Genomic DNA, 26,696 nt, shown 5'->3' with positions numbered 1-26,696 from the left:
TTAAAGCCTATATCATGTATATACAAGGTTGGCCTGAAGCGGTTTGATGACGTTTTACATATATGATAACAGGTTCAATTATGGTATCATTTTAAAATATATACAGCTGAGGCTGACGTTTATCCAAATGCGGTAGGACAAAAAGGGGTTGTTTACTTGAATTCAAAACAGCAGCCGACGACTAGAAAACGCTTGGAGACAATGGCAGATCATGTTGAAGATAAACGTGAAGAATATAAAGAATTGCTAATTCAAGTCCAATCTATTCTCGGTGAACCTTCTCTAGAGCAGGAAGAATTAAAAGAGAAGCTGTCAGATACGTATAAACAAATGAAAGAATATGCCTTATTTGTTGAATCCATTGAAGCCTTTATTCGAAAAATGGCGAAAGAATCTGATCAGCAAAAGTAGGTAAAAAAGTATGGTGAAAGAGTGTACCTGGGTGCGGGTATGCTTTTTTTATTTTAGTCAGATTATTCAGAAATTTAAATGAAAGCGTTGACATTCCTTTTGTCATGATACAAAATAAATAAAAATTCATCTGAGCATATACAGGAGGAACGATATGAACCATGCAACCAAGAAATGTCTGATCACCTTTATCATTGTGCTATTTTCTATGAGTTTTCTTCATCCTTCCGTTTCATCTGCCCGAACGCAACACACATCATTTTTTACACCTACTGCCTCCGTACCATCTGGTCAATATTATCGCTCACAAGAGGTGGCACTCCAATCTCAGGTGCCAAAAGCTTCTCTTTATTACACAACAGATGGCAGCCAGCCGACAACTCAAAGTCAGCGATATACAAAGCCTATTCAAATTGATACCGATACGACTTTAAAAGTAAGCGTTTACAAAAATAGGCATCGCCTTGCTACGTCTACGTACAATTATCGTTTTGTCACACGAGAAGACATTGCCTCATCTTTTTTATCTTTTGAATATCAAGGAATGCCTTATCGATTATACATTCCGAAAAATCATAAGAGGGGTAAAGCTTATCCTCTCGTCTTGTTCTTACATGGAGGAGGGGAGCGGGGGACTGATAATCAAAAGCAGTTACTTGCAAATGATGGTGCAGTTTTATGGGCTTCTCCTGAAGTTCAAAAGAAACATCCTGCATACGTACTAGCACCTCAGGCTCGAAATGCTGTGGATGGGGGTTTTGCATTAACAAGAAACGCGCAAAATGAGATCGACCTGACAAATGTGTTTCAATTTTCACCAGATTTACACAAAGCGCATGAAGTGCTTCAGCATGTTTTAACTTCTTATAAGATTGATCAGAAAAGGATTTATGCGACTGGTTTATCTCAAGGCGGATTTGGCTCGTATCAGTTGAACATCACATATCCTCGTTTGTTTGCAGCGATGATTCCTATTGCGGGGGGTGCAGATCCAAGTAAGGCAGGAATTTTAGCGAACAAGCCAATATGGGCATTTCATGCAGAGGATGATTCCATTATTCCTATCAGTTATGCGAGAAATACAATTCAAGCGATTCAAAAAGCTGGTGGAAGACCGATTTATACCGAGTATGCAAGCAAGTATGGGTATGATCATGCATCATGGACACCTGCTTATGAGACGCCAGGCTTAACAGATTGGTTATTTGCACAGAGACTCAGCTTACGATAAACAAAAAAAACCGATTCATCCAAGCGGCGGATCGGTTTTTATTGTTTTATTTGTCCAAACGATGTGCGGAATGTTTCGTTGGTCCGATGTATTCGTTTAGTTGGAAAGAGCCTTTAATGGCAGCTGTGATGAATTCTTTTGCTGCATAAATGGCTTCTTTCACGTCTGAGCCGTTGGCTAGTTCAGCTGTGACTGCGGCTGAGAATGTGCAGCCTGCACCGTGTGTGTATTCTGTGTCGATCTTATCTGTTTCAAGGCGTTCGAAGGTTTGTCCATCATAAAGCAAATCAATCGCTTTATCAGGGCTTAGCTTACCGCCGCCAGTGATGACCACATACTTTGCACCAAGTTCATGGATGCGTTTTGCGGCTTCTTCCATTTGTTCCATCGTTTTGATCTCGCCAATGCCGCTTAATTGACCTGCTTCGAAAAGGTTAGGTGTGATAACTGTTGCCAGTGGCGTGAGCTTTTCGCGCAATGCTTCAGCATGCTCTGGGTAAAGGACTTCGTTCGCACCTTTACATACCATAACAGGATCAATGACGACATTTTTCAGCTCATATGTTTTGATCGTTTCAGCTGCGAGTTCAATGACGTCAACTGTTGGCAGCATACCTGTTTTTAACGCATCTACACCGATGCCTTCCACGATCGTTGAGAGCTGCGCGCGGATTGTTGATGTATCGATTGGAAACACTTGATGATCCCAGTTGTTATGAGGATCCATTGCAACGACAACGGTTAAAGCTGTCATCCCGTAGACGTTTTTTTCTTGAAACGTTTTTAAATCTGCTTGGATACCTGCACCGCCGCTTGAATCCGAACCTGCGATGGTGAGTGCTTTATTCATAGACATAGTTGCTGAACCTCCAATGTGATGTGTAACAGTTACTGTTCTATCCCTTATTATAATCAGCTTTTCCATTTATCACAATGAAACGGCATAAAAAAGCGTTCCACTCTTCATGGAACGCCTCATTCTTTATCTTTTACAAATCACCAATTTCCCTTTTTTCAGCTCCTCTAAAAGCGTTAAGGCTAATTCTTGATCGGCGCCGGTCGACATGATTTTGGCCATCAGTTCATCATCCCTGGTGCGAATGACATTGGCGATCTGATCTAAAATCCCTTGATCGACAGCTGTCATGCTCTTTGCTTCCGTGTACTCAGTAACGGTATCAGAGCGTTCGGGGTCATACGCAAACACAAACACATCGTCCTTTGTGGATTGTATCTGTTCGATCGTCTGTTTGGCTTCTTTACTATTCTCAACTGTGAAAAATTCCATCATCATCACTCCTTTTCATCAAAAATTCCCATTTTCTCGATCAATCAAACCGCCTTTTATATCATGAGAAGAAAGCCGATTTATGTTTTAATGAAAAAGACGAATCTATTAAAGGAGTTAGGCCGATATGAAGATTTCTTTACTAATTGTGACACATAACCGGCTGAGCGCATTGTGTGAACTGCTTGAATCCATCTCGAGACAAAGCGTACAGCCTTTTGAAATTGTGGTCGTAAATGATGCAGGAGAGCGAGTGGACGTGATTCAGGAACTCTATCCCGAGCTGCCAATCCGCTTGATTCATTTAGATGAGAATGTCCAGCATGTGAACGCAAGAAATGTTGGGGTGCGGGAGCTGACAGGTGACGTCATTATGCTGAGTGATGACGATGATTATTTTACACCTTGTCATATTGAACGTATGAGCAAGGCGCTGGAAGACGCTGATTTTGTCTTTTCGGATGCGGAAATTGTTTCGTTTGAAGAACGAGGTGCGACTCGTTTTCCAGTATCAAGACGTTTGTTTGCTTATACAGCGGACATTGAGGACATGCGTGTTTTTTCTACATATGTTCCTTCTGGCAGTATGTACAAACGCCGCATACATGATGAGATTGGCTATTTTGATCCAGCGATGCATCACTACTGGGACTGGGACTTTTTCCTGCGTGTTACGCAGCATGCACGAGCCAAACGAGTGCCAGCTGCCAGTGTGATCTATGCGTTCTTTGATGGTGGGGGCAATCAGTCGAGTGATCTTGGTGAAACAAGGAAGAACTATTTAGATGATCTGAGTGAAAAGCATGGGCTCGGTGATTTGCCGACAGCGAACTTTGCTGTCCTATTAGAAGAACCAGCGATGAAAAAACGAGAATCAGAGAGTGAGATTGTATGGGATGGAAAACCGATGATCTCAAGATTGGCACAGCAGACAGAAGGAGGACAACCGCAATGAAGCCATTTTTAAATGATAGCTGGTGGGCTGTGATGAAAAGTGAATTTGAACAGCCGTATTATCAGGAATTACGTGAGTGGGTAAAGGAAGAATATCGTACGCAGATCGTGTTTCCAAAGCCAGATGACATTTATCGTGCCCTCCATTTGACGTCGTATGAAGATGTGAAGGTCGTGATTTTGGGACAAGACCCTTATCATGGCCCAGGACAGGCACACGGATTAAGCTTTTCTGTTCAGCCTGGTGTCAAACATCCGCCATCTTTGAGAAATATTTTTCAGGAGCTAAAGGATGACCTGGGCTGTCCGGTCCCTAACCATGGCTCGCTTGTCAGCTGGGCAGAGCAGGGTGTCTTGCTGTTAAACACCGTGCTCACTGTAAGAAAAGGAGAAGCGAACTCGCATAAAGGCAAAGGCTGGGAACGTGTGACAGACCGCGTCATCGACGTCCTGAATGACCGAGATCAGCCAGTCGTTTTTGTGCTTTGGGGCAGACATGCGCAAAATAAAAAAGAACGAATTGATCAAAGCAAGCATTACATCATTGAGTCACCTCATCCAAGTCCTTTTTCTGCAAGAAACGGCTTTTTTGGCAGCCGTCCGTTCTCAAAAGTAAACGCCTATTTAAAGCAAATGGGGATCGATGAAATCAACTGGTGTATCAAGGACATTGAATCAAAATAGGACGAGGGAAAATCCCTTCGTCCTGTTTATTTTAAAAATTTACGGACAATGTCGAGTCCGTTTTTCGCATTTGGATAGCGGAAAGAAAAATCAAAGCGATTGGTCTGGCGCAGAACGCTTTTTTCATGGGTAAAGGTGAAAAAGCTTTCTTTTCCATGATATCGTCCGATGCCGCTTTCACCAACGCCTCCAAATGGTAAATATGGAGTGGCGACATGCATCAGTGTATCATTGATGCAGCCTCCGCCAAATGAGAGGTTGTCTAGAATATAAGCTTCTGTTTCTTTATTTGTTGTAAATAAGTAAAGAGCGAGCGGCTTCGGTCTTGCCTTAATCATGTCAGCTGCCTCTTGAAGAGAGTCAAATGTGATGACAGGCAAAATAGGTCCGAAAATTTCCTCCTGCATCACAGGATCTTCCCACGTAATATGATCTAAAATGGTCGGTGCGATTTTGAGCTCTTGTTCATTGCGCTGTCCACCTGTCACCATCGTGCCATTTGAGAGAAATTGTGAAAGCCGATCAAAATGACGCTGGCTGACATTTTTTCCGAAATGCGGATTTGTTTCAGGCTGGTCCCCGTAAAAGTCACGGATACAGGTCGTCATTTCACGCAATAGGTCCTCTTTGATCGATTCATGAACAAGTAAATAGTCTGGTGCAATGCATGTTTGACCAGCATTCGTGAATTTACCAAAGGTGATTCGTTTTGCAGCGAGCTTGATGTCTGCATCAGGCATGACAATGCATGGACTTTTTCCGCCGAGCTCAAGTGTGACAGGTGTCAGATGTTTTGCGGCCGCTTCCATGACGACTTTGCCGACGGCTACACTTCCAGTAAAGAAAATATAATCAAATGGCAGTTTCAGAAGCTCTGTGCTGACATCCACACCGCCTTCAACGACCGCTGCAAGATCTTCTTGAAACACGCTTTCCACAATCGTGCCAATCACGTTTGAGACGTGCGGCGTTAATTCTGACGGTTTTAAAGTAACGGCATTTCCCGCAGAAATGGCTCCAACTAATGGCGAGAGGGCCAATTGGAAAGGATAGTTCCAAGGGGCAATAATCAGAACACTGCCGTACGGTTCCTTAATGATCATACTTTTTGATCCGATATGGGTCAGAGGTGTTTTCGCGCGAGATGGTTTGGCCCATTTGTGAAGATGTTTGACGGTATGATTGATCTCTTCATATACCATGCCAATTTCTGTTGTATAGGCTTCCTGTTCGGATTTATGTAAATCATGGGCTAAGGCTTGTAATATGTCCTTTTCATGATGTTTAATGGCTTTTTTTAAATCGTTAAGAAGACGGATTCGATCTTGAACCGCTGGTGTTTGCACGTTTTTTTGTTTGTGAATGAGTTCAGTGAGTTTGCTCATCTTTCAGTCCTTTCAAAGACGATATTGTTTCTTTTTTATTATGTGTGAATCTTGGGGAAGGGTCAAATCAGATGAACAGAAGCACACAGCTTTGAAAAAATGAGCCCATTCGGTTTGTTCATTTGGTAAAATAATGTTGGAAAACGAATTTTTTAGATTGGAGGGTCTACCCTTGAATATTCATATATCAAGTCTGCTTCAAAAAATGGAGGAAGCCATTCAAAAAGCAAAACAAAGTGGAAATGATGAAGAGGTGAAACGTCAAGCGGCGGTCATCTCTTCACTATGTGATGTCATTCTCGACACATCATCACAGGTGCAAATGCCGCAGTCTTCGGTCATTTCACCACCTCCATCTATACAGACACCATCTGCACCGGCTGTGTCTACGGATCAAGCCATGCTAGAGAAATTGATGGGCACTAGCGGTGCAAAGAAATTTCAGCATAAAGAAGAGGGTCAACAAGAGAAAGATGGCAACGGTGACTCTATTTTTGATTTTTAATGGTCTTGTCACGACAAAGGGAAGGTGATCGGGTTGAAACTATTTTTGGGCGCCATTCAGTGGATGGCATTTTTTATCGCAGCTTCTATTGCTGTGCCGATTGCGATTGCACAAGCATTTGAATTAAATCAAGTGCAGTCGGCGGAACTGATTCAGAGTACATTCTTTTCACTTGGACTTGTGGCGATGGTGCAGTGTTTATGCGGTCATATGCTGCCGATCAATGAAAGTCCAGCAGGGCTGTGGTGGGGGGTATATACCCTTTATGCAGGCATGACAGGGACGATTTTTGCTACATATCCTGAAACCTTGCAAGCATTGCAAGGGGCGTTAATTTTTAGTGCAGCGTTCTTTTTTATTTTTAGTCTCTTTAAAATCATTAATTGGCTTGCGTCTTTATTTACGCCGGTTGTCACAGGTATTTATTTGCTGCTGCTTGTTGTGCAGTTAAGTCAGCCAATCATGAAAGGGCTGATGGGGATCGGCTATCGGGGAAATCAGGTAGATGGGCTTGTCTTTTGTCTATCGATCTTGATTATTGTCATCACCTTCATGATCAGCCGCTCAAAATGGCATTATTTAAGACAGTTTTCTGTGTTATTTGCACTTGCAGGCGGCTGGCTGTTATTTGCTTTACTCGGACTAGCGAAGCCTGTTCGCATTCCTGAGCAGATCATTGAGTTTCCAAAACTGTTTCCGTTTGGCATGCCGGTCTTTGACAGTGGACTGCTTGTCACGTCCTTTTTTATTACGATCTTACTCATTGTGAATATGCTGGCAAGTATTCGAATTGTGGAAAGTTCCGTCAAGGCATTTGGTGAACTGCGTGAGCGGAAACGAGCCAGACCGGCTGGTTTTGTCGCCGCATTTGGTCATTTGCTGAGCGGACTGATTGGTGCGATTGCGCCTGTCCCTATTTCAGGGGCAGCGGGTTTTATACAAACAACCAAAATTCCATCGAGAAAGCCATTTTTCCTTGGCAGTCTGCTCATTGTCCTCATTAGTTTATTTCCATTATTGATGAGCTTTTTCTCTGCATTGCCTTCACCTGTGGGGCTGGCTGTGAACTTTGTGGTGTTCTCTTCTATGATTGGGATTGCCATGTCAGAATTCGATCAGTATGAAAAAGAAGACATCCCGCGCATTCGATTTGTGCTTGGTATCGCTGTTTTAGCAGGCGTGGGCGCAATGTTTGTGCCACAAGGGGCATTGAAAGGCATGCATCCTGTGCTGATTTCTTTATTGAGCAATGGTCTTGTTCTTGGCACACTGATTGCGATTGTGGTCGATCAAGTGCTGCTGCGAAAGAAGAAGAAATCCGACAATCTCGTGTCAGCATCATAGGAAAGTTGAATGTTGGATAAGACCCGCGCTATGATAAACATAATTGATGAGATAAGGAGAATGACGAATGAAACTATTTTTCATATTAGGTGCCATTAACGCCATGCTTGCGGTTGGTCTTGGAGCCTTCGGTGCACATGGACTGGAAGGGAAAATTCCTGAAAAGTATATTGAGATATGGAATAAAGGGGTTCAATATCAGATGTTCCATGCCATTGGCCTGTTTATTGTCGCCTTTCTGGCAGATAAGCTGTCAGGTGTTTCCCTAGTGCCGACCGCTGGCTGGGTGATGCTGGCAGGCATTCTATTTTTCTCAGGAAGCCTTTATGTGCTTGCCTTGACTCAGGTGAAGATTTTAGGTGCTATTACGCCAATTGGCGGAGTGGCATTTATCGCTTCTTGGATCATGCTAGTGATTGCAGCAGCAAAAAATTTATAAGCTAGGAAAACCGATGCCCTCATAGGGGCATCGGTTTTTTTCTTAACTCCAATAAGGAGAATAGTTCGGAGGTGCTTGATAATAAGGTACATAGTGAGAAGGCGGGACAGGGTGCGTTTGTGTCTCTTCCTCCCGGTGGCAGAAAGGCCCGATAAATACACCAGGTTTCACAGGCTGCGTCGCCTGCTTCCACTGCGTTTCGTTCATGCAATAAGTATGTGCCATGATGTGTGAAGGCGTGAGGGTTAGAAGGTCTGAACCTAAGATGACTTCTGGCGTCGATGCGTTAAAAATGGCTAACAAATGGGTTTTGTCCTGTAAGGCGACTTCGTAATGCCACCAGCCTTGTGGCACATTGGCTACCTGCCCGGGGGTAATGGTGTAGGTGGACAGCTTTTTTGTAAAAGGGTTCAGCATGGATACAGCAGCAGAGCCGGCGATACAATAAACAAGCTCGGCAGCATTTTGATGATAATGAGGCTCTACTACTTTGCTTTTACTCAAATATATATCCAGCAGAGATACTTGATCGAGCGAATTTAATTGTTTTTTTCCTAAAACATTAATCAGGTTGTGTTGGTCATATTTCACAAGGGGGCTTTGATTCAAATCAAATGAATATTTGACATTCGGCGATGTATAATCCAGCTCAACAGTCATTGATGTCACCTCTAGGCGTTTAATAAAAACTACTAGGCATCTTATGAGCCTTCCCCCGAAGGTGTGTCAAAAACCTAGACAAAAGAAAAAAGCAAGGGCGTCTGCACCTTGCTGCTGATATGACCTTGAGGTTATCTCGGAGAATACGTAGACATCGAGTATGGATAGTCATATTGAATTTCCCCATCAAACGTAATGTAATCAAGGTAGATTGTTAACAATAAGTATCGTGTCCCCGTTTTGTTATCACTAATGATAATGTGATCACGTCCTGCGGCCTCAATGACTCCTCTAAAAATCTTAGAGTTCCATTCTTTACTTGCCTCAAACGTCATATAGATCGTGGCTACTTTGCCGCGGTTTAATCGTAAAATATTTTCAATATAGGACTGCTCAAGCGGCAGCTGACCGGTGACGTTCTGCTGATAAATCGGTCCCGAAGGAATTTGATAGGGCTGCCCGCCACTTTGCCCACCTTGGCCTCCTTGTGAAGTACCAGTAGACGGCATTGGCGAATACCCCTGCTGCATTTGACCTTGCATTTGACCCTGCGTTTGGGGAGGGACTGAATAACCCATCTGCTGCGCAGGATACGGATTTGCTCCATATTGTTGCTGGCGAAAATCTTGACCTTCGAAACCCGAACCTTGCCCAAATTGATTTTTCAATTTCATAACGTTCCTCCTCTTTCCTCATGGTGTTCTAAACAGAAGGCGGAAAAGCGCCTGTTGTTTCCATAGCATTCTTTTTCTCTTTCACACTATGAGACAGGAAGAGAGAATATGTACATTGAACGAAAAAAAGGAACTGCTTTGTGCAGTTCCTCAGCGTGTAGACAAACCCTCGCATTCGGTGTCAGTCCTGCGCTTCGGTGCTCACGAATGTCAAATTCGCTCCGCGCCGATGCTCGTCCTTCCTAGACTGCAAAGGTTTTCTATCACGCTGAAAAGAAGACAAAGGGCTAAAATAAAGTTCATTTTAGCCCTTTGTCAACAATCTGAGGAACTGCTTTGTGCAGTTCCTCAGTATTCAGACAAACCCCATATTCGTACTGCCTAGACTGCAAAGGTTTCCAACAATCTAAGGAATGCCTGTTTACATCAACCAATTCATAGCTCGCTGGACGTCATAGATAAGGGTCATGATGAGGAAAAATAAGGCGATGGGTGTGATGGCAATGATAAAGGCCTGCCATATTCTCAGCTTCATCACAGCGACAAGGCCTAAAACAGCCATCCCAAATATCCATGCCTTGGTATACGCATCAACCAGTGGTAAAACGCTGAGATAATACCATACTTCATAGTGCTGGTCTAAATAGGGTGAGATTTTCACAAATGTATACGGACCAAGCAACCCCACAGTAAAAATCCAAGTAAGAGCAAATAAGGTGGAAGGGAAAATGACCGTCAGTGTGCAAGCTTTGAGCACATCTCGATACGGCGCTTTACTGCCAAAAAACAGTCGTCCTAACCACTGTAAAATGAAAGAACCGAAAAATAGAAGAAAATTGCCTACTAAAATACCAAAACCTGCTCCGTGTAACAGAATAAAAGGATATGGAATATGATTGCCCATATACTCACTAAAATACCCTTCGTACATCCAGCTTGTACCAGCGATACTTGCAAGGAGTATCATCAGCCACATGGGAATAGAGGTATGTTCATATGAGCGAATAATCGTTTTTGTCGCGACAAAAATTTTAAAGAATCGAAAAAAACCTTTTGCTTCCTCTTCTTGGGAGAGATCACTCTTCATATATTCCAATGTTCTTTACTCCTTTAATACACATAAATGATTACTTATATTACCAAAATTTTTACGTTTTTCAAAGATAGATCATGAAAAAAATCCAATTTTATAAAAAATAGGTCACTCTACAGTCTCTTTAAGAGGAGACACATATGATAACCATAGTTTAAAAGAGACCGAGGTGAAAACATTGACGAAAGTAACGGTCATTATGACGAGCTACAACAAAGCGGCCTACGTTGGCAGATCAATTGAAGCGGTGTTGCAGCAGACCTTGTCAGACCTTGAACTTTTTATCATGGATGATGGATCAAACGAACAAACCCTTGCTGCTATTGAGCCTTTCCGTAAAGATCCACGCGTCCATTTTATCCAAAGCGGGGTGAAAACGCTGGAGGAAAGAACGGCGAAAACCCGCTATGCCGTCCTCATTAATCAAGCATTAGAACAGGCAAAGGGCGAGTATATTTCCTATGCCACAGATGACAATGTCTACGCACCAGACCGTTTAGAGAAGCTCACGAATTATTTAGATGCTCGTCCGAATGAAGAAATTGTCTATTCTAGTTCAAAAGTTATCTATTTAAATAGCGAAAGAGAGCCAGTAAAGGAAACGATTCGACCTGCGCAAACGGTGCAGTGGAATGCACCTTGTGCTATTGATCACTGTTCAGTTGTACATCGTGCATCCATTTTAACAAAGATTCGAGCTGAGTTTGGATCCTACTGGGACGAGAGTCCGCATTTTTATCGAATAGGGGATGCCCGGTTCTTTTTTAGATTAAATCACTTTTATCCGTTCTACCCTTTTGATGAGGTATTGGATACAAACTACATCACAGAACAGTCTATTCATTATCAGTTGGCAGAAGAAGAGAAAAGCGATTTTATTCAAGCACTTCCTCCGCAGTCTACCTGCAGGGAGCTCCGCCATATATTAAAACAAAGACATGGGAGGTGACCTTAAGTGTCGCATTATATTCATCATTATTGGCAGGTGTACTTTGAGTATGTGAATCTGATGAAAGACTTATCCTATCGCCACATACCCCTTGGGTTAATCAGTAATTTTTATCAATACATCAGTCCTGAAGTGAGGGAACGTATGGAAGATGAAGCGTTTGGTGAAGAGCTGACAACGACTTGTCCAAAGCCGCAAGACATTCAGCCCTTTTTTGATCAGCATAAACAGCAGATCAAGCGTACCCCTTATCGTCCGAGTCATGGAAAGGTGCTTCTTCACTTTGAACACTTGCGTTTTACTGAACAAAATTACACGCGGTTTCATCCGAACCAAACAGTGGTGCTCGCGCGCTGGAAGAAGGCTGATTATTTCGGGTTACCGGTGATCAGCAAGCCGGAATTAGCCGGAGAGGTTAATAAAGAAGCCCATGTTGAATATATTGAAAAAGCAAATGCTCTATTGAAACCTTACGCCCAGCATCCTGTCTTTGGCAATGTCTTTTTTAGAGAAAAGCTTCAGAAGGACATTGTGCAATTTATTGATGTGATTGACCAAATAGAAACGCTATTTGAGATGCAGCCTATTGCAGCTGTTGTTGTTGGTACGACGGAGGATGCTTATAGCCGTGTGCTCGCCTTGCAAACCGTGAAGCGTCATCTCACAAGTATTTGTCTTCAGCACGGTGCGCTCATGGGAGACGAAGCCTTTTTGCCGATTTTCACCACCTGCCACGGGGTGTTTGGAAAATATGAAAAGGACTGGTATGTAGACAAAGGCTGTCAGCTTGAGCAGGTGGAGATCACAGGTCACCCGAGATTTGATTTGGTGCAGGAGCGAACACCGCTTCAACAGGAAATGGTCTTTCGTAAATTGAACTTCAACCCTGCCAAAAAGACTGTACTTGTGGCAACACAGCCGTTTTCAGAAGCCTTTTACGGTGATGTTCTTAAAACAATTGCAAAACGGAAAGACATTCAGCTGATTATGAAGCCGCACCCGTGGGAAATCGCTCGAAATCGTTTAAATGACTATACAGCGATTGAGCGCGCGGGGAACCATGTGAGATTAATTAAAAAAGAGATCGACTTGTATGACCTCCTGCCGTATATGGATATGGTCATTACGCTCACATCAACAGTTGGTCTGGAAGCAATGCTCTTTAATAAGAGTGTACTGATTGGAAAAATGACAGAAGGCAGAAGATACCCTTATTACGAGTCGCTTGGAAGCTACCACATGGAAAACCCTATTGAGTTGGCCGAGAAAGCGATCCGTATTTTATCGGATGAACAAGAAATGAAGCTGGCGAAACAGCAAGGGGCTCGTTTCATTCAAGAACATTATCCGCATGCACAATCGACCGATGTTCTGCTTTCTCTGCTCAAAACAAAAACAGGCATGGATTTTCAGAGATGAAGATAGGGGTGTGCAAGCGATATGGGACAAAAGAGAGCACAATTTCTTCCTTATGCACTGCCTTTTATTGAACAGGAAGAAATTGATGAAGTCATTGGAACATTAAAGTCCGGCTGGTTGTCCACCGGACCAAAAGTGAGACAGTTTGAAGAAGAGTTTAGGCAGCTGACTGGAGCGAAGCACGCAATAGCAGTGAATTCATGTACAGCTGCTCTATTTTTAGCGTTAAAGGCGAGAGGCATTGGAGCTGGTGATGAGGTCATCACAACGCCTCTGACGTTCTGCGCAACAGCCAATACGATCATCCATACGGGGGCAGCCCCTATTTTCGTGGATATTGATCCGGCGACACTCAATCTAGATGCGAAAAAATTAGAAGAGGCCATTACACCACATACGAAAGCGGTTGTCCCTGTACATTTTGCTGGTCAATCGTGTGATATGGACCAAATTTTAGCGATTGCCAAGAAGTATGATTTGTTCGTGCTGGAGGATGCCGCTCATGCCCTTTATACGACCTATCACGATCAACCGATTGGATCAATTGGTGATGCGACCGCTTTTAGCTTTTATGCAACGAAAAACATAGCGACTGGTGAAGGCGGCATGCTGACGACAAATGATGATGCCCTTGCAGCTAGAATCAGAAGGCTGGCGCTCCATGGCATGAGTAAGGGAGCGTGGAATCGTTATGGAGAAAAGGGAACATGGTATTACGAGGTCGAGGAACCGGGCTATAAAATGAACATGTTTGACGTGCAAGCATCGTTAGGGCTCGTTCAGCTAAGCCGGTTGAAGGAGATGCAGACACGCAGAGAACAGATTGCGAAGACATACAATCAGGCATTTCAATATGAAGCTGGTCTCATCTTGCCGCCTGTACATGATGAGGGAAGACATGCGTGGCATTTATATGTGCTACAAGTTGATCCAAAAGAAGCACTGATCACACGCGATGACATGATTGATCAGCTGCAAAAGGAATATAAAATCGGCACGAGTGTTCATTTTATTCCCGTTCACTTGCATCCATATTATCAAGAGACCTTCAACCATTCACCAGAGGATTTCCCTGAGGCACTCACTTATTACAAACGAACGCTTTCGCTCCCGCTCTATCCAAGTATGACAGATGAAGATGTGCAGGATGTCATCACCGCAGTCGTGTCAATTTTAAAAGACAAGAAGGCCTCTTCATGAAAGTCGTTCATGCAATAGACGATCAGGTGCTGGCAACTTGGCTGAAAACATATGGTCATGAAGCGGAACGCATGGCAGGATTCAAGCAGTTTGCTCTTGTCAGCGGCGCTAAGCTCAAAGCAGTGCTGCTATACGAATGGTCCAAATGGGAGAGCGGCATTTTTGACAAGCATATTTTTCATGTGAAGTTTGTGGAAGCTGAATCAGCGCAGCTCTTTAAAGAATTGATGGAGAGATTCATCAATTGGATGAGAACAGAAAAATGTGATTTTTTCTTTTTACGTCTTGAGGCAGCTGATCTTGAAAAAAACCGCATTGTTCAAAAACTATCCCATGTGTATTATGTCGGTGGTCTCACTAGGCTTGAGGCACCGCCTGCTCTCATGGAGATGCCATCATCAGATCAAGATGTGGTGATGGGTGTGCCAGATAAGAAGGATTACGATGAGGCGGTCTTACTAGGTGATCAGGCTTTTGTGAAAAGCCGTTATGCCCTTGACCCATATTTAGACCAGCGTGTTGTTCAGCATTTTTATCAGGAGTGGATGAGAAACAACCTACTCGGACGCGCAGATATCAACCTCGTTGCTAAGGTAAATGATGAAGTGGTTGGCTTGATTCAAGGTATGACAAAGGGGCATGAGATGGGGCTTGAGCTTTTTGCGATTAGACCGGATGTTCAAGGAAAAGGGATCGGAAAAAAGCTGTTTATTGAGATGATGAAAGTGTCTCATGACAGAGGGCATCACTTCATTTCTGCGGGGACACAGCTTCATAATACGACAGCCATCCAGCTGTACGAAAAGATGGGGTTTAGGACAACAAATGCCTTTTTGTATTACCATGTGTGGCCGAAAAAAGGAGAGAGGTAAGATGGCGCATTTCTATATCGGAGATCGCAAAGTGGGAGATGATGGGCCTGTCTTTATCATTGCAGAGGCAGGCATTAACCATGATGGCAAGCTGGATCAGGCACTTGCTTTAATTGATGTGGCAAAAGAAGCAGGGGCTGATGCGGTGAAGTTTCAAATGTTTCAAGCGGATCGGATGTATCAAAAGGAACCGGGGTTATACGAAACGGCCAAAGGAGAAGAAGTGTCTATTTTTTCTTTAGTGGAACAAATGGAGCTGCCGCCAGAATGGCTGCCTGTCTTATTGACACGTTGTAAGGAAAAAGGACTGATGTTTTTAAGCACCGTGTGTGACGAAGAATCGGCTGATTTATTGAATCAAACGAATCCGCCTGCTTTTAAACTGGCATCCTATGAAATCAACCATTTGCCTCTTTTGCGTCATACGGCTTCTTTTCAAAAGCCGATCATTTTTTCAACAGCTGGAGCCACCATTGCAGATGTTCATGAAGCATACGAAACGATTACGAGCCAGCAAAATAAGCAAGTCGCCATCATGCATTGTGTGGCAAAGTATCCAGCGCCTAGAGCATATACGAACCTGCGGGTGATTCAAACCTTAAGATCCGCTTTCCCTGAAGCAGTCATTGGCTTCTCAGATCATAGTGAACACCCGACGGAAGCGCCAGTAGCCGCTGTGAAGCTCGGGGCAGCAATGATTGAAAAACATTTTACAATAGATAAAACATTACCCGGAGCGGATCATTCCTTTGCTCTTGATCCTGAAGAATTAAAGGAAATGGTTCAGCACATTCGAGCGGCAGAAAAGCAGCGGAATCAAGCAGAAATAGACGTTCATTCATTACCAGAGGAGCTTCTTGGCAGTTCTTATAAAACGACAACAGCCATTGAAGGACAGATTCGAGAATTTGCGTATCGAGGAATTTTTACGACAAAAGGCATTGCAAAGGGTGAGACCCTCACGTCAGAAAATGTAGCCGTGCTGCGCCCCGGACAAAAAAATCAGGGATTGCATCCGCGATATATGCCAATTTTACTTGGCACAAAGGCTGTGAGAGACATCCCAGCTCATACAGGCGTTTCGTGGAAAGACGTACTCACGCAGGAGTCTCATGATGATGCATGATGTGCTTTTTGTCATTCAGGCTAGGATGGGGTCAACAAGACTGCCCAAAAAAGTGATGAAACCGATCGGCGGCATGGCGCTGATTGATTTGATTGTGGAGCGGGTGAAGCAATCAGATGATTACCATCACAACATGCAAAACCTTATGATTGCCACAACGGTCGAGCCAGAGGATGACTATTTGGCTCAATATTGTATGTCAAAGGGCTATAAGGTGTTTCGAGGCAGTGAGGCAGATGTGCTTGAGCGGTTTGCGCAGATTGTCCGCCAATTTGAACCTAAAACGGTCGTACGTTTAACGGGAGACAATCCATTTATAGATCCTTCGCTTTTGTCGAAAATGCTTGAAAAACATAGACAGGAAAAGGCTGATTACACATATACGAACGGAACACCACTCGGTATTTCCGGGGAAATGATTGAAGCATCTATTTTATGTGAAATCGACAAATTTCCCCTCACTTATTCAGAACGTGAGCATGTCACGCTGTATATCAGAAAGCATCCCGAGCAATTTTCCCTTCAATTATTCACACCGCCCAAAGAACTTGCATATCCTGCTTATCGATTCACGATTGATACAGAAGAAGATTATGTGTTTGCTACCCGTTTACTAGAGAAAGCTGGTGGTTCTATTGCTGTGCCGACAGCTGAGCTCATTTCCATCTGTGAACAACATCCAGACATTGTTCGTTTGAATCAATCTGTGAGACAGAAGGATGCTGAATGAACAAAAAAATCATGATTGTTGTTTATGGTGGTTTTTTAAGAGGAATGGGTCATGTCGTCAGAATGAAACGTTTGGCAAAAGAACTGCTTCAAGAAGGGAACGACCTATATTTCTATACAAATGATCAGATTTGTGTCGAAATGCTTTCGCACCCAGAGTGGTACGTTCACATGGTGCATGAGTCGAATGCGCTTCTCCAGGTCCAACAAGACATCAAAAAGCTAAAGCCTGACCTTTTAGTCATAGATGTGCTTGATTGTGATCTTCAGTTTCTTCAAACGATCAAAGACTCCTGTGGCAGTGCGAGGCTTGTCTTATTTGAGGAAAAAAGAGAGGAAGCCTGTCAGCTTGCAGACACGGTCATAAACGGCATTTATGGCGGTCTGGACGGGAAGCACGAGCAGCTTAATGGCACGGCTTATTATCATGGAACGCCCTATTTATTGTTAGATCACGAGTTTAAACGATTCAAAGACACATATGAGGTTCGGAAAGAATGTAAAAAGGTGGTCATCAGTCTTGGCGGTAGTGATCCGTGCGGCCTGTTATCAAAGGCTGTATCGGCGCTTCTTCAAACAAATCACCTAGACATTTTAGCGGTCGCAGGAAAAGCCTCTCACATCAAAGAGCAAGTAGAGGCGGAACATATCCAATTCATTCAACATACAGATCAACTACCGGTTCTTTTATCAGAAGCTGATGTGGCTATCGTAGCAGGCGGTATGACGTTATATGAGGTAATTTGTATCGGGGTGCCCAGCATTGTCCTATCGCAAGTAGACCACCAAGCAGTGACAGCGAGCATGTTTGCGCAAAAGGGCGCTTGTTTTCACCTTGGATTAGGTGACCTTGTGGAAGAAAAAGACCTGTTGCAAGCTGTTCAAAAACTGTCTGACAGCTATTTTCTCCGCAGAAGCATTCATCTTAATGGACGTTCACTCATTGATGGAAAAGGAATCGAACGAGTGAAAAACATTCTTATACACCTCATGAATTCACACCAAAAAGAACATAAGGATGTGTAGATGTGAAGGGAGTTATTTTAGCAGGAGGAAAGGGATCACGGCTGGCACCATTAACGAAGATTTTCAACAAACACTTGCTGCCGGTTGGTCCATACCCGATGATTTATTGGTCATTATTCAAACTGAAAGAAGCAGGAATTGTAGATGTGATGCTGATTTCACAGGAAGAACAAATTCCGTTGTTTCAAAAGTTATTGGAAGATGATCGTGAACTTGGGATGAACATTGTGTATCAAGTACAGCCAGAAGCGTCTGGTATTTCCGATGGTTTATCCTATGCAAAGTCCTTTGCTCAAGGGGAAAAATTTGTGCTGATGCTTGGTGATAATGTATTTGAAGATTCTTTACGCCCTTTTGTCGACGCCTTTAGGCAACAAGAAAGCGGAGCCAAGGTTTTATTGAAAGAGGTGGCAGATCCAAAACGGTTTGGCATTGCAGAAATTGATCCTGCTCATCACCGAATTTTATCAATTGAAGAAAAGCCAGAGCATCCGACGTCATCTTACTGCGTCACGGGCATCTATTTTTATGATCAAGACGTCTTTCAATATATCGAGGAAATCTCGCCGTCAGATCGAGGTGAACTAGAGATTACTGATGTGAATAATCTCTACATCTCAAATAGCCAGCTGACCTATGATATGTTAAAAGGGTGGTGGATTGATGCAGGAACTCATGAATCTCTCCACGAAGCATCAACAAAAATGTTTGAAACGATGAAGGAAAAAGAGGGATACGAATGACGAAGTCTTATTTAATTACAGGTGGAGCAGGGTTTATTGGACTGAATTTTGTGAAGCTGCTGCTTCAAGAATCCGATGTCCGGCTGACCGTATTTGATAAATTAACATATGCCAGTCATCCAGAGGAGATGGAATATTTATCAAAGCTGCCTCATGTCCGTTTTGTCCAAGGAGATATCACGCTGCAAGACGAACTAGATCAAGTATTTGATGAAGCGTATGATGCCATCATTCATTTCGCAGCAGAATCACATGTCGATCGCAGTATTCAGTCAGCAGAACCTTTTATCCAAACAAATGTCTTTGGTACCTATCGTATGCTTGAAGCTGTCTTAAAGGGAAAGGCGAATAAACTCATTCATATTTCCACAGATGAAGTATATGGAGATTTGGAGCCGGATGATCCTGCTTTCACAGAACAAACACCACTCTCACCGAATAATCCTTATTCAGCAAGCAAGGCAAGTTCAGACCTGCTTGTGAAATCTTATATCCACACCCACCAATTACCCGCCATGATCACAAGATGCAGCAACAACTACGGACCTTATCAGCATGAAGAAAAATTAATCCCAACCATTATTAGAAAAGCGGTCAATGGTGAAAAGATTCCGATTTACGGAGACGGCCAGCAGATCCGGGATTGGCTGTATGTAGAGGATCATGCGAGAGCCGTAAAACAAGTAGTAGAAAACGGAACAGCCGGTCAGGTGTACAATATTGGCGGCGGCAACGAGAAAACAAATCTTGATTTAACCAAAACCATTCTCACACATCTAGGCATCTCTCATGACCAAATCGCGTTTATTCAAGACCGGAAAGGGCATGACAGGCGGTATGCCATTGATGCCAGTAAGCTAAAAGAAGAGCTTGGCTGGGTGCAGGCAACTTCATTCGAAAAAGGTATCGAAAAAACGATTGATTGGTACCGTGCCAAATATGATCAAAGTGAAGAAGGGTGACCGATGAAAGTTTTAATCACCGGTGCAGGCGGCCAATTAGGGAAAGAATTGACGAAACAGCTGAAAGAAAAAGACATCACCGTCATTGCTTTAACAAGGAGTATGCTGAATATCACAGATCAACAGGCAGTCAGACATGCAATGAGACATTTCCGTCCGGATATTGTTGTCAGTGCGGCTGCTTATACGTCTGTCGATCAATGCGAAACAGAAACGGAAAAAGCCTATCTTGTGAATGGGATTGGCGCCTACTATACAGCGCTTGAAGCTAAAAACGTAGGGGCAGATGTGTTACATGTCAGCACAGATTATGTATTTGATGGGCAAGCGGATACCCCTTATCAAATCGACGCACAAGCAGATCCACAAACCATTTATGGAAAGAGTAAAAAACTTGGAGAAGAATTGATTCATCTTGTGTCAGATGAAGTGAAGATCATTCGGACATCGTGGCTTTATGGACATGAGGGACATAATTTTGTGAATACCATTCTTCGGCTGGCTGAAACGAAGGATCATTTGCGCATCGTCAATGATCAGTTAGGGTCTCCTACTTATACAAAGGATGCCGCAGAAGCTTTGATTCACTTGTTTGACCAGAAAGCAGGTATTTATCATGTCAGTAACCGAGCAAGCTGTTCATGGTTTGACTTTGCGACAGAAATTGTGGCAGCAAGCGGTCTGTCTACGACAATTGAACCCATTTCCACTGAAGAGTATGGTTTCCAAACACCTCGGCCCGCCTACTCTGTTTTAGATCTTCAAGCGATTGAAGCGACAGGCTGGAAGCCAAGACATTGGAAGGATGCACTTCACGAATACTTGCAGAAAGAAGGGAGATTCGAGCAGCATGATTGATGGTGTACAAACGAAAAAACTCATGAAACATTGTGATGATCGCGGCTTTTTCGCAGAGCTTATTCGAGATGACGAACCGATGCTGAAGCGCTTTGGGCAGGCGTCGTGGTCGAAAAGTTTCCCAGGAGTCATCAAAGCCTTTCATTATCATGAAAAACAAGACGATGTTTGGTTTTTCCCAGCAGGTCATGCACAGGTCGTTTTATACGATTTGAGAGAAGATTCTCCGACAAAGGATCAAACCGATGTGTATTATATGGGAGAAGATAATCCGATGCTGCTCCTCATCCCAAAGGGAGTTGCCCATGGCTACCGCGTATTAGGCGAGACGCCGCTGCAGATTGTGTATTTTACAACAGAATCGTATGACCCAAAAAAACCAGATGAGAAGAGAATTGCGTGGAATGATGAGGCAATCGGATTTAATTGGGAAACGACATTTAAATAGAGAAGAGAGGCCTTTCGCAGGAGAAAGGTCTTTTTTTGTTGAAATACATTCTGTATGTGTCATTTTATGTATATTGATGAAAAGGGATGTGGATGAGTTTGTCTAAAAGAATTGCATTTGTAACAGGGGCAAGTACAGGCATTGGAAAGGCAATCGCAATAAAACTTGCCGCTCAGAGCGATATGAAGGTGATCATCAACTCTAGAAATATGGACTCACTTGAACAGACGAAACAGCACATTCAAGATATGACAGAAACAAAGGAACCGCTGTCTCTATTCTGTGGAGATATGTCGGTTGAAGCGGTGAGGTCGGAAGCCTTTGAAGAAATAGAAAAGGAGTTTGGCAGACTCGATGTGCTGATCAATAACATTCCAGGAGGAAAACCAGATACATTTGATTCATGTGAAACTGACCAGATGCTGGCTGCTTTCTCCCAAAAAGCCATCGCCTACGTAGATACAATGAAGCGTGCAGCCGCATTGATGAAAAGACATGAATATGGACGGATCATTCAAATTGTCGGGAACCTGTGGAAGGAACCTGGTGAACAAATGTTTACGAATAGTATGATGAATGCAGCGATTATTAATGCCAGTAAAAATGCAGCCACACAGCTTGCGTCGTCTAGTATTACGGTAAATTGTTTAAATCCAGGTTTTATTGCAACCGATCGGTATGAACAATTTATCGGCAATATGATGACGAAGCAGGCATTGTCACGAGAGCAGGCTGTACAATCTGTCGCATCAGGTATCCCAATGCAAAGAGTAGGCTCAGCGAGTGAGATGGCGTCATTGGCAGCTTTTATGGCATCAGAGGAAGCTTCTTATATCACAGGGCAACAAATCTCCGTAGACGGTGGAACGATGAAAAGTATATAAACTGAAAAAACCCGCTATAGGCGGGTTTTTTGATGAAATCGAATGGGGAGGATGGACAGGCGATCGATAAAGAGAGCAAGCTCCTCAATCGGGGCAACCATGGAAATGCGTACATGACGGCTTCCATTGGCTCCAAATACTCCTCCAGGCGTGACGACAACATCGGCATGTTCGAGTAAATAGTCAGCAAAGGCATGAGAATGTTCAAAGTCATCAGGAATCGGAGCCCATAAATAAAAGGCGCCGGGTGGACGTTCGATTGTCCAACCAAGCTTTCTCGCCGCTTGCCGGATGAAGAAATTGATTCGTTCAAGGTATATCGCCTTTAATGATTGAATATGACAGTCATCACTTTGCAAGGCAGCAGTCGCAGCGTGTTGAAATCCGCCATACATACTAACAAACACGTGGTCTTGGAAGGTGTTGATGGCTTGGATGATCTCCTCATTTCCAACAGCAAAAGCGACTCTCCATCCTGCCATATTAAATGTCTTTGATAGAGAATATAATTCGACTCCTACACTTTTCCCGAGAGGAGTATTCATGAAGCTCACGGGTGTTTGTTCATAATGAAATGAACCATAGGCAAAATCATGAATAACATACAGCTCGTGAGCGGCCGCAAAGGCAGCAACCTCTTCGAAAAATGCCTCATTTGCGACAGCACCCGTGGGGTTATTCGGATAATTCAAGAACAGTACTTTTGCTTTTTTGACTATGTCAGGATCAATTGAGGAGAGATCTGGTAAATAGCCATTTTTCTCTTCAAGTTTGATACTGTATGGCTTGGCGTCCGCCATCAAAATGCCTGAATGATATTCAGGGTATCCTGGATCGGGAACGAGTGCGATATCTCCTGGATCAAGCAGACACTGACTCATGACATACAGCCCCGTTTTTCCGCCAGTGAAAAGAGCAATTTCCTTCTGCGGATCAATCTCAGCACCGAATTCCGATCTATAAAAATCTGCAATGGCTTGTTTGAAAAAGTCAAAGCCTCTAAAAGGGGCATATTGTTGAAATGGCAAAACACCCGCTGACTCCTGTAGGGCACTCACGATATGGGGAGGGGTTGGTAGATCAGGGTTCCCCTGACCTAGATTCATGATGTTTGCTCCGTTTTTTGTCTTTTGAGCTATTTTTTCAAAGACGGTGCCGAATTTCTGTTCAGGCAGCCGTTCAATCATTTTAGATGCTAACATTTTCTCCACAGCAGCCTCTCTTTCTATCCCTTCACTAATTCATCCATTAACTGAATCGTTGCCTGTTTCTGAATGTTGCGGATGGACGCGGCAATGTCTTGTGAGGATGATCCTTTTAATTCAAGAGATACGATTCCATTAAAAGCTTCAAATAAATCAAGATTCACCATAGTCCCTTTGGTAGGGAATGATTGACTGACAATCGCAGTATCTCCAACGAATGCCTCCTGCGGAATAGACACATGATCAATGGTGATATGTGTGGATTCAGGTGGTATGTGCCCACTCTCTTTAAAATGCTGAGGGTACAGGTGGCAGTCCGCTACATAAAATGTATGTCCAGAAAGCAGCTGTTTTGGTAGTACAGCCTTTTTTCCATCAACTAATACATCAATCAATAGCTTGGCCATATCGACGCCAAAGACCTTTTTAATATTCGGGATCATATTCCAGCCAGCGAATCGAGCCGCTGATTCGATCAGTCCAGTTTCTCGATTTTTCATGAGTTTGATTTCTGTATGGGTTGCACAATGTTCAAGACCTAGTCCTTCATTTGCCTTTCTTGCTGCTTCAATGATGATTTGCTTGGCTTCATTGTCTAAGATCGTCGGAGTGATATGAGCCGTTTCTGTAAAGCCGATTTGAGGGGTTTTATCATGTATGACAAAAGGGAGATATTCGCCCTCTACGACCAGCCCTTCTACACTGACATAATCAGCATATCCTTCATCTTCATACCAATCTTCGTAAGCACCCTCTAAATACGTTTCAGCGACAAACGGTGCTTCATACGTGACAGCGTCTGGGACTGGTATGGTTTCCAGATACGATTGTACTTGTAAAAACAGATCATCACTTCCAGCCTTGTCATGAAACAAGGTGACGCCAATAGAACTGGCTAAATATGTAGGCTTTAAAATGAGCGGTGTTCCGATAGACTCAATGGCTTTTTGGAAATCAGATAAAGTCGTGACAGGCTGAGTTTTCACCGCTTTGACACCAGAGGCGTTGAATGCAGCCCTCATTTGGCTTTTATCACGCGCCATTTCGGCTGCCTTGACACCGGCACCTCGCAGACCAAGACGTTCAGCGGCCTTTGCCATCGGTGCAATGAATAATTCATTATTGGTCGTGATTGCATCTGCTTTGAAAAAGGAAGCCACTCGAATGAAGTCTTCCACAACTTCTTCTTCTGATTTTGGATAATCATCATGTGCCCAGTAAATAGAATCAGGGTGTTCAAAAGAAGGGTGTGTCTCAAAATAATCACGGTCTTTGATGACGGCAATGGAGTATTTTTCGATTAGCTCGGCATGTCCCTTTGTAATCGCAAAGGGTCTTGGGATATAAGAAACGATATGGTATGATGCCGCCACGCTTTCATAAAACATATGGGGCGGGCACCCACCTAGATCAGCAATGACAAGTACAGTTTTTTTACTCAATGAAAGCACTCCTTTTATCTAGCGGTGTAACCGCCATCTGCAGTGACGACACTTCCAGTCATATAGCTGGATAGGTCAGAGGCGAGAAACAGCATCACGCCAGCAATTTCTTCAGGTTTTCCAAGCCGTAGCATAGGATTCACCTTTGCTTTTTCCTTTTTGACGATCTCGAGACTTTCTGTGTGATTGTCTAAAAAGGACTTCTCGTTTAATGGTGTATCAATGATGCCAGGGGCAATACAATTCACCCTGATTTGATGAGTGGCATAGTCGATGGCCATTGATTTGGTGAGCTGAATGACACCGCCTTTTGTTGCGTTGTATGCCGGAATGTCAGGCCAACCCACAAGACCTCCGACAGATCCGGTATTGATAATACTTCCACTCTTCTTTTCAAGCATATGCGGCAATGTATGCTTACTCATGAGAAAGACGCCGGTCAGGTTGACCTGAAGAATACGATGCCAATCCTCCAGTGCCATCTCATGAATAGGTGAGACAATTTCGATGCCTGCATTGTTAATGAGGACATCAATGGCACCGAATCGGCTCAGCACGCTCTGAACGGTTTGGTGACAGTCAGACTCCTTCGTAATATCTGTTTTAAAAAATGCAAGGTGCTCATGCGGCAATGATTCAATGAGTTGGTTGCCGCTACTTTCATTGATGTCAGCGACAGCTACTTTTGCTCCATGCTCGAGGAAGAGCTTGACAGCAGCAAGCCCAATCCCCGACGCACCTCCTGTAATAAGGACAACCTTTCCGTCCAGCTTCATTTCTTCACCTTAGATGCTTTTGGTTTTAAGCGATTATAGCGAGGAGGGAAGAAGAGATTAATAGACTTTGATGCTTCTGGCTTTGGATTGATGGCCCCATGATCTTCCCTTGGGTCACAGAAATAGGTGGTGCCAAATTCCATCTTTTCTGTAAAGCCTTCGATCGTCATATCATACCCTCCGCTGATGCAAATACCGATTTGTTCATTTCTATGTTTATGAAAAGGCATTTCTCCACCGTTTCCAGGGATATTGGCAATCATCAGCTCCATCCAATCCTCCACAAAAAAAGTCACTTCCATGCCAGGGAGTAAATCCCGTGTTTTGAAAATGTCTAAGAAATAAGTAGGGGGAGCTGTATATTCTTCGTCATCCTTTAATCTCTTAATATCAATGGCGATCACTTCTTCATCTGTCAGATTTGAAGCGCCGTGAGGGACAAACGGTGGTGCGATATAGGCTGATTCTAATGGGGTGAGCAGTTGAGTCGATTGGCCGACAGTCATTTGAAGCTCGCCTTTTAATACAATGCCGATTTGTGCTTCGGGATGTTCGTGAGGTTCAATGATTGTGTGGGGAGGGACGTATGAAATTAACACTTCCGTACCGCCTCTTACAGTGGAATATTGGATAACGCCATTATCCCATTCTAATTTTTTCGCTTGAGGAAAATATCGTTCTTGCGTCTTTTGTTCAGTTTGCATCTTATATCTCTCCTTTTCCGAATATGGACCAGCTCATGGGTATACTTTTAAACGTTCGAATGAAGATGAGGCCATATGTGGCTCTTGCCACCTCATTCGTTAAAGCAAAATCAAATTCGCCGTCCCTTACTTTCTGCGCGGCAGTACTTGTAGAATTAACAAGTTCAAATTCAGCATTTTGGTGAATGAAATATTGAATTAAATTGACAGGTGCAGGATGTGAGACAATTTTTAAATGGTGGAGCATTTGTTCATGGAATGGGAAATCAGGTCTGACAGCCAAACCATACATGGGCGTGTCACATCTGAAAATTTGTAAAAGCTGTAGATCTGGTCTCATGTAGAAGTGTTTGATGCCTTCATATGCGTGTGGAACGAGAGTAAATTGAAGTGGTTGAGAGAGAGTATGTTCAATGCAAGTTTCGAATGTGTCATAAAGGGATAGTTTCGTATGAGTGCCGAGTGTAGTGGTGGATTGAGAGATGAAATGTTTTGCTGCGTATTCACTGCTTGTCCCCTTAGGGCCTAGTGTGTTGACTGTAAACATCTTGGGTGAAGGGCTAGGCTCTTCTTTGAAATGAAACACATCATCATTCTTTAGGATCATGTTTACCATCCAATCTTTTTCAAATTTTTACTAGATTATAAAATTTAAAATTGGTAATTGTCAACAAATTTCATAAAA

At 43.4% G+C, this 26,696-nt stretch carries 30 protein-coding genes; 19 read left to right on the top strand and 11 right to left on the bottom strand.

The features are described from left to right. The first annotated feature begins 156 nt into the window (after positions 1-156). Positions 157-411, top strand: a complete 255-nt coding sequence (locus N521_RS03910; protein ID WP_008359596.1) for a hypothetical protein — start codon at positions 157-159, stop codon at positions 409-411. Between the two features lie 154 nt (positions 412-565). After that, positions 566-1,642 carry a chitobiase/beta-hexosaminidase C-terminal domain-containing protein gene (locus N521_RS03905; protein ID WP_035389870.1) on the top strand — a complete coding sequence of 359 codons (1,077 nt, stop codon included), beginning with the start codon at positions 566-568 and terminating at the stop codon, positions 1,640-1,642. 46 nt (positions 1,643-1,688) lie between these two features. Here the strand turns inward: N521_RS03905 and N521_RS03900 are convergent, their stop codons facing one another. Together N521_RS03900 and N521_RS03895 are read right to left on the bottom strand one after the other, a co-directional pair. Beyond that, positions 1,689-2,498, bottom strand: coding sequence for a bifunctional hydroxymethylpyrimidine kinase/phosphomethylpyrimidine kinase (locus tag N521_RS03900; RefSeq protein ID WP_008343648.1), 810 nt, complete (start codon positions 2,496-2,498; stop codon positions 1,689-1,691). A 126-nt stretch (positions 2,499-2,624) separates the two neighbouring features. Next, complete coding sequence (locus N521_RS03895) at positions 2,625-2,930, bottom strand: general stress protein (protein ID WP_025208177.1); 306 nt, start codon at positions 2,928-2,930, stop codon at positions 2,625-2,627. A gap of 127 nt (positions 2,931-3,057) precedes the next feature. On the opposite strand from N521_RS03895, the gene N521_RS03890 reads away from it, so the two are divergent. After that, positions 3,058-3,885 (top strand): glycosyltransferase family 2 protein, encoded by an 828-nt coding sequence (locus N521_RS03890; protein WP_007497795.1) that lies wholly within the window; start codon positions 3,058-3,060, stop codon positions 3,883-3,885. Continuing rightward, positions 3,882-4,568 carry a uracil-DNA glycosylase gene (locus N521_RS03885; protein WP_017360124.1) on the top strand — a complete coding sequence of 229 codons (687 nt, stop codon included), beginning with the start codon at positions 3,882-3,884 and terminating at the stop codon, positions 4,566-4,568. The genes N521_RS03890 and N521_RS03885 overlap by 4 nt, the downstream gene beginning before the upstream one ends. A 26-nt stretch (positions 4,569-4,594) precedes the next feature. Here N521_RS03885 and N521_RS03880 read toward each other — a convergent pair whose 3' ends face one another. Continuing rightward, complete coding sequence (locus tag N521_RS03880) at positions 4,595-5,953, bottom strand: aldehyde dehydrogenase (RefSeq protein ID WP_035389868.1); 1,359 nt, start codon at positions 5,951-5,953, stop codon at positions 4,595-4,597. Between the two features lie 172 nt (positions 5,954-6,125). Between N521_RS03880 and N521_RS03875 the strand changes: the two genes are divergently transcribed. The 3 genes from N521_RS03875 (at position 6,126) to N521_RS03865 (ending at position 8,241) form a co-directional block, all read left to right on the top strand. Then, a complete protein-coding gene (locus tag N521_RS03875; RefSeq protein ID WP_008343634.1) occupies positions 6,126-6,458 on the top strand; it encodes a YwdI family protein in 333 nt (110 codons plus the stop codon). A gap of 33 nt (positions 6,459-6,491) precedes the next feature. Further along, a complete protein-coding gene (locus tag N521_RS03870) occupies positions 6,492-7,802 on the top strand; it encodes a purine/pyrimidine permease (protein WP_007497786.1) in 1,311 nt (436 codons plus the stop codon). 67 nt (positions 7,803-7,869) lie between these two features. Beyond that, complete coding sequence (locus tag N521_RS03865; RefSeq protein WP_003215282.1) at positions 7,870-8,241, top strand: DUF423 domain-containing protein; 372 nt, start codon at positions 7,870-7,872, stop codon at positions 8,239-8,241. Between the two features lie 42 nt (positions 8,242-8,283). On the opposite strand, the gene N521_RS03860 is transcribed toward N521_RS03865, so the two are convergent. The 3 genes from N521_RS03860 to N521_RS03850 all read right to left on the bottom strand — a co-directional run bounded on the left by N521_RS03860 (position 8,284) and on the right by N521_RS03850 (position 10,671). Next, positions 8,284-8,901 carry a cupin domain-containing protein gene (locus tag N521_RS03860; protein ID WP_019743221.1) on the bottom strand — a complete coding sequence of 206 codons (618 nt, stop codon included), beginning with the start codon at positions 8,899-8,901 and terminating at the stop codon, positions 8,284-8,286. Between the two features lie 131 nt (positions 8,902-9,032). Continuing rightward, entirely contained in the window at positions 9,033-9,575 is a 543-nt protein-coding gene (gene gerQ, locus N521_RS03855; protein WP_007497781.1) for a spore coat protein GerQ, read from the bottom strand. A 421-nt stretch (positions 9,576-9,996) separates the two neighbouring features. Then, positions 9,997-10,671 carry a YIP1 family protein gene (locus tag N521_RS03850; protein ID WP_035389865.1) on the bottom strand — a complete coding sequence of 225 codons (675 nt, stop codon included), beginning with the start codon at positions 10,669-10,671 and terminating at the stop codon, positions 9,997-9,999. A gap of 175 nt (positions 10,672-10,846) precedes the next feature. Between N521_RS03850 and N521_RS03845 the strand changes: the two genes are divergently transcribed. The 12 genes from N521_RS03845 to N521_RS03790 all read left to right on the top strand — a co-directional run bounded on the left by N521_RS03845 (position 10,847) and on the right by N521_RS03790 (position 21,884). Continuing rightward, positions 10,847-11,617: a glycosyltransferase family 2 protein gene (locus N521_RS03845; protein WP_025208175.1), complete on the top strand. Its 771-nt coding sequence runs from the start codon at positions 10,847-10,849 to the stop codon at positions 11,615-11,617. 6 nt (positions 11,618-11,623) lie between these two features. Then, positions 11,624-13,036 carry a capsular polysaccharide export protein, LipB/KpsS family gene (locus N521_RS03840; protein WP_025208174.1) on the top strand — a complete coding sequence of 471 codons (1,413 nt, stop codon included), beginning with the start codon at positions 11,624-11,626 and terminating at the stop codon, positions 13,034-13,036. Between the two features lie 21 nt (positions 13,037-13,057). Beyond that, complete coding sequence (locus N521_RS03835) at positions 13,058-14,236, top strand: DegT/DnrJ/EryC1/StrS family aminotransferase (protein ID WP_035389863.1); 1,179 nt, start codon at positions 13,058-13,060, stop codon at positions 14,234-14,236. Continuing rightward, the gene (locus tag N521_RS03830; protein WP_025208173.1) at positions 14,233-15,108 is read left to right on the top strand and encodes a GNAT family N-acetyltransferase; all 876 of its coding nucleotides are present in this window, start codon (positions 14,233-14,235) and stop codon (positions 15,106-15,108) included. Before N521_RS03835 ends, N521_RS03830 begins: the two co-directional genes overlap by 4 nt. Before the next feature lies 1 nt (position 15,109). Continuing rightward, the gene (locus N521_RS03825) at positions 15,110-16,234 is read left to right on the top strand and encodes an N-acetylneuraminate synthase family protein (protein ID WP_025208172.1); all 1,125 of its coding nucleotides are present in this window, start codon (positions 15,110-15,112) and stop codon (positions 16,232-16,234) included. Continuing rightward, on the top strand, positions 16,224-16,964 hold the full coding sequence (locus tag N521_RS03820; RefSeq protein ID WP_017360114.1) for a cytidylyltransferase domain-containing protein: 741 nt from the start codon (positions 16,224-16,226) through the stop codon (positions 16,962-16,964). Before N521_RS03825 ends, N521_RS03820 begins: the two co-directional genes overlap by 11 nt. Beyond that, the gene (locus tag N521_RS03815) at positions 16,961-17,989 is read left to right on the top strand and encodes a glycosyltransferase (protein WP_035389861.1); all 1,029 of its coding nucleotides are present in this window, start codon (positions 16,961-16,963) and stop codon (positions 17,987-17,989) included. Before N521_RS03820 ends, N521_RS03815 begins: the two co-directional genes overlap by 4 nt. Positions 17,990-17,991: 2 nt before the next feature. Next, positions 17,992-18,732 carry a sugar phosphate nucleotidyltransferase gene (locus N521_RS03810; RefSeq protein ID WP_017360113.1) on the top strand — a complete coding sequence of 247 codons (741 nt, stop codon included), beginning with the start codon at positions 17,992-17,994 and terminating at the stop codon, positions 18,730-18,732. Then, positions 18,729-19,694 carry a dTDP-glucose 4,6-dehydratase gene (gene rfbB / locus N521_RS03805; protein ID WP_017360112.1) on the top strand — a complete coding sequence of 322 codons (966 nt, stop codon included), beginning with the start codon at positions 18,729-18,731 and terminating at the stop codon, positions 19,692-19,694. Before N521_RS03810 ends, rfbB begins: the two co-directional genes overlap by 4 nt. 3 nt (positions 19,695-19,697) lie before the next feature. After that, positions 19,698-20,552, top strand: a complete 855-nt coding sequence (rfbD, locus tag N521_RS03800; RefSeq protein ID WP_017360111.1) for a dTDP-4-dehydrorhamnose reductase — start codon at positions 19,698-19,700, stop codon at positions 20,550-20,552. Continuing rightward, positions 20,545-21,000, top strand: coding sequence for a dTDP-4-dehydrorhamnose 3,5-epimerase family protein (locus N521_RS03795; RefSeq protein WP_017360110.1), 456 nt, complete (start codon positions 20,545-20,547; stop codon positions 20,998-21,000). The genes rfbD and N521_RS03795 overlap by 8 nt, the downstream gene beginning before the upstream one ends. 92 nt (positions 21,001-21,092) lie before the next feature. Continuing rightward, positions 21,093-21,884 carry an SDR family oxidoreductase gene (locus N521_RS03790; protein WP_017360109.1) on the top strand — a complete coding sequence of 264 codons (792 nt, stop codon included), beginning with the start codon at positions 21,093-21,095 and terminating at the stop codon, positions 21,882-21,884. A gap of 14 nt (positions 21,885-21,898) precedes the next feature. On the opposite strand, the gene N521_RS03785 is transcribed toward N521_RS03790, so the two are convergent. The 5 genes from N521_RS03785 to N521_RS03765 are packed head-to-tail and all read right to left on the bottom strand — an operon-like array spanning position 21,899 to position 26,618. Next, positions 21,899-23,086, bottom strand: coding sequence for an aminotransferase class I/II-fold pyridoxal phosphate-dependent enzyme (locus N521_RS03785; RefSeq protein WP_035390211.1), 1,188 nt, complete (start codon positions 23,084-23,086; stop codon positions 21,899-21,901). Between the two features lie 23 nt (positions 23,087-23,109). After that, positions 23,110-24,531, bottom strand: coding sequence for an alanine--anticapsin ligase (locus N521_RS03780; protein ID WP_035389856.1), 1,422 nt, complete (start codon positions 24,529-24,531; stop codon positions 23,110-23,112). A gap of 14 nt (positions 24,532-24,545) precedes the next feature. Next, positions 24,546-25,307, bottom strand: coding sequence for an SDR family NAD(P)-dependent oxidoreductase (locus tag N521_RS03775; protein ID WP_017360106.1), 762 nt, complete (start codon positions 25,305-25,307; stop codon positions 24,546-24,548). Continuing rightward, on the bottom strand, positions 25,304-26,011 hold the full coding sequence (locus N521_RS03770; protein ID WP_008343606.1) for a 3-((4R)-4-hydroxycyclohexa-1,5-dien-1-yl)-2-oxopropanoate isomerase: 708 nt from the start codon (positions 26,009-26,011) through the stop codon (positions 25,304-25,306). Before N521_RS03770 ends, N521_RS03775 begins: the two co-directional genes overlap by 4 nt. Position 26,012: 1 nt before the next feature. After that, a complete protein-coding gene (locus N521_RS03765; protein ID WP_008343604.1) occupies positions 26,013-26,618 on the bottom strand; it encodes a bacilysin biosynthesis protein BacA in 606 nt (201 codons plus the stop codon). Positions 26,619-26,696: the final 78 nt, after the last annotated feature.

It is taken from the genome of Bacillus sp. UNC125MFCrub1.1, from assembly GCF_000701305.1.
Taxonomy (GTDB): domain Bacteria; phylum Bacillota; class Bacilli; order Bacillales; family Bacillaceae; genus Bacillus; species Bacillus altitudinis.
Note: the sequence above shows the minus strand (reverse complement) of the source record. Positions and strands in the feature narration are given on the sequence as shown.

What these genes read in the sequence shown, in the direction of transcription:
- N521_RS03905 (WP_035389870.1), top strand. Translation starts at nt 566, where the DNA reads ATGAACCATGCAACCAAGAAATGTCTGATCACCTTTATCATTGTGCTA.
- N521_RS03900 (WP_008343648.1), bottom strand. Translation starts at nt 2,498, where the DNA reads ATGTCTATGAATAAAGCACTCACCATCGCAGGTTCGGATTCAAGCGGC.
- N521_RS03895 (WP_025208177.1), bottom strand. Translation starts at nt 2,930, where the DNA reads ATGGAATTTTTCACAGTTGAGAATAGTAAAGAAGCCAAACAGACGATC.
- N521_RS03890 (WP_007497795.1), top strand. Translation starts at nt 3,058, where the DNA reads ATGAAGATTTCTTTACTAATTGTGACACATAACCGGCTGAGCGCATTG.
- N521_RS03885 (WP_017360124.1), top strand. Translation starts at nt 3,882, where the DNA reads ATGAAGCCATTTTTAAATGATAGCTGGTGGGCTGTGATGAAAAGTGAA.
- N521_RS03880 (WP_035389868.1), bottom strand. Translation starts at nt 5,953, where the DNA reads ATGAGCAAACTCACTGAACTCATTCACAAACAAAAAAACGTGCAAACA.
- N521_RS03865 (WP_003215282.1), top strand. Translation starts at nt 7,870, where the DNA reads ATGAAACTATTTTTCATATTAGGTGCCATTAACGCCATGCTTGCGGTT.
- N521_RS03860 (WP_019743221.1), bottom strand. Translation starts at nt 8,901, where the DNA reads ATGACTGTTGAGCTGGATTATACATCGCCGAATGTCAAATATTCATTT.
- gerQ (WP_007497781.1), bottom strand. Translation starts at nt 9,575, where the DNA reads ATGAAATTGAAAAATCAATTTGGGCAAGGTTCGGGTTTCGAAGGTCAA.
- N521_RS03835 (WP_035389863.1), top strand. Translation starts at nt 13,058, where the DNA reads ATGGGACAAAAGAGAGCACAATTTCTTCCTTATGCACTGCCTTTTATT.
- N521_RS03830 (WP_025208173.1), top strand. Translation starts at nt 14,233, where the DNA reads ATGAAAGTCGTTCATGCAATAGACGATCAGGTGCTGGCAACTTGGCTG.
- N521_RS03825 (WP_025208172.1), top strand. Translation starts at nt 15,110, where the DNA reads ATGGCGCATTTCTATATCGGAGATCGCAAAGTGGGAGATGATGGGCCT.
- N521_RS03820 (WP_017360114.1), top strand. Translation starts at nt 16,224, where the DNA reads ATGATGCATGATGTGCTTTTTGTCATTCAGGCTAGGATGGGGTCAACA.
- N521_RS03815 (WP_035389861.1), top strand. Translation starts at nt 16,961, where the DNA reads ATGAACAAAAAAATCATGATTGTTGTTTATGGTGGTTTTTTAAGAGGA.
- rfbB (WP_017360112.1), top strand. Translation starts at nt 18,729, where the DNA reads ATGACGAAGTCTTATTTAATTACAGGTGGAGCAGGGTTTATTGGACTG.
- rfbD (WP_017360111.1), top strand. Translation starts at nt 19,698, where the DNA reads ATGAAAGTTTTAATCACCGGTGCAGGCGGCCAATTAGGGAAAGAATTG.
- N521_RS03795 (WP_017360110.1), top strand. Translation starts at nt 20,545, where the DNA reads ATGATTGATGGTGTACAAACGAAAAAACTCATGAAACATTGTGATGAT.
- N521_RS03790 (WP_017360109.1), top strand. Translation starts at nt 21,093, where the DNA reads ATGAGTTTGTCTAAAAGAATTGCATTTGTAACAGGGGCAAGTACAGGC.
- N521_RS03785 (WP_035390211.1), bottom strand. Translation starts at nt 23,086, where the DNA reads ATGTTAGCATCTAAAATGATTGAACGGCTGCCTGAACAGAAATTCGGC.
- N521_RS03775 (WP_017360106.1), bottom strand. Translation starts at nt 25,307, where the DNA reads ATGAAGCTGGACGGAAAGGTTGTCCTTATTACAGGAGGTGCGTCGGGG.
- N521_RS03770 (WP_008343606.1), bottom strand. Translation starts at nt 26,011, where the DNA reads ATGCAAACTGAACAAAAGACGCAAGAACGATATTTTCCTCAAGCGAAA.
- N521_RS03765 (WP_008343604.1), bottom strand. Translation starts at nt 26,618, where the DNA reads ATGATCCTAAAGAATGATGATGTGTTTCATTTCAAAGAAGAGCCTAGC.